The following is a 1,366-nucleotide window of genomic DNA, read 5'->3' as shown; positions in this document are numbered from 1 at the left end:
CGATCAACATCGAGATCATCGGCGCGCCGCTGGGCAATGTGCCGAGCATCCCCGAAATCCCGATTCCCAATGCGGCGTTGCGGCAACTGGCCAAGACCCAGATCGGCCTGTCCTTTCGCCTGAAGAAAGCCGACGGTTCCGCCGACCTGTCGTCCAAGACCCAGTTCATCAACGTGACTGGCGAAATCAAGCGCCTGCTGGCCCCGGTCGCCCTCGACGCGGCGCAGGGCACCCTTGATCCGAAGCAGGATCCGGTACACATCGAGATTCCCTTCGACAAGTCTTTTGCGGCCGGCCAGGCGATCAAACTGTTCTGGCTCGGCACCCGGCCTGACCTGAGCACCTATCTGCCAACCCTGGCGCTGCGCCCGATTACCAATGGCGATATCGCGGCCGGTCTGCCCTTGCTGATCGACGTCCCAGGCCATCATCTGGCGCCGATCGATGGTGGCACGCTGGAGCTGTATTACCAGTTGCTGATCGAGGACGCGGTGCTGGGTACGATGCACCCGCTCAACGCCACCCACGCCATCCGTGAATCGATCCACGCCGAAAGCCTGAACGTCGGCGAACCGAAAAAGGAACTGCCGGAGCCGGCAGTGGACGGTGTGGTCAACGGCATGTTGCCGCCGGACAAGGCCGGCACCACGCTGACCGTGAACTACCTGAACACGGTCAAGGATGACGAGGTGTTCTGTGTGTGGCTGGGATCGAAAACCGGTCGCTATGAAGACTCGGTGAAACTGTCCTCGTTTACCGCCGGCCAACCGGTGCCATTTCCCATCGCGGCCGAACTGATCAAGGACAACGAGGGTGGCACGGTCGAGGCGTCGTACTCCATCAAATGGGCGGACGGCCGGCCGACCAGTTACTCGGATGCGAACACATTCCGTGTCGGCGTAGAGCTGGACTTGAAAACCCCGAAAATCAAGGAAGCGGCGGATGACAAAACCCTGCTCCCGAATGCCGCAAAGGACACCCTGACCGCTGTGGTGGATTACGTCGACATGGCGCTCGGTGACAAAATCATTGTGACGTGGACAGGTGCTGCAGGCACGCCGGCGGGAGGTTCATACACGGCACCGGAAAAAACCGTCACCGTGCTCGGGCCGCAGGAGGTTCCACTGGCCAACAGCGTGGTGGCTTTCAACCTGAACAAATCAGTGAGCGTGAGCTATACGGTCCAGCGCGGCAGCAGCCTGCCGCAGCCATCGCTTGCGCTTGCGCTGGCAGTGCAGGCGCTGGTGCTGGATCTTTCCAATGTGCCGAAGATCCTTCAGGCGGCCAACAACGGTGATGGCGCGGAGCTGGACGTTTCGGCGCTGACTGGCAACGCCACCTTGCGCGCCTCCGTCTGGCCGTTTAT

At 61.4% G+C, this 1,366-nt stretch carries 1 pseudogene; it reads left to right on the top strand.

Annotation, left to right across the window (positions count from 1 at the left end):
- A pseudogene (locus L6D81_RS29280) lies at positions 1-1,366 on the top strand (hypothetical protein); the annotation flags it as partial.

Source organism: Pseudomonas sputi, assembly GCF_021603585.1.
GTDB lineage: Bacteria > Pseudomonadota > Gammaproteobacteria > Pseudomonadales > Pseudomonadaceae > Aquipseudomonas > Aquipseudomonas sputi.
Note: the sequence above shows the minus strand (reverse complement) of the source record. Positions and strands in the feature narration are given on the sequence as shown.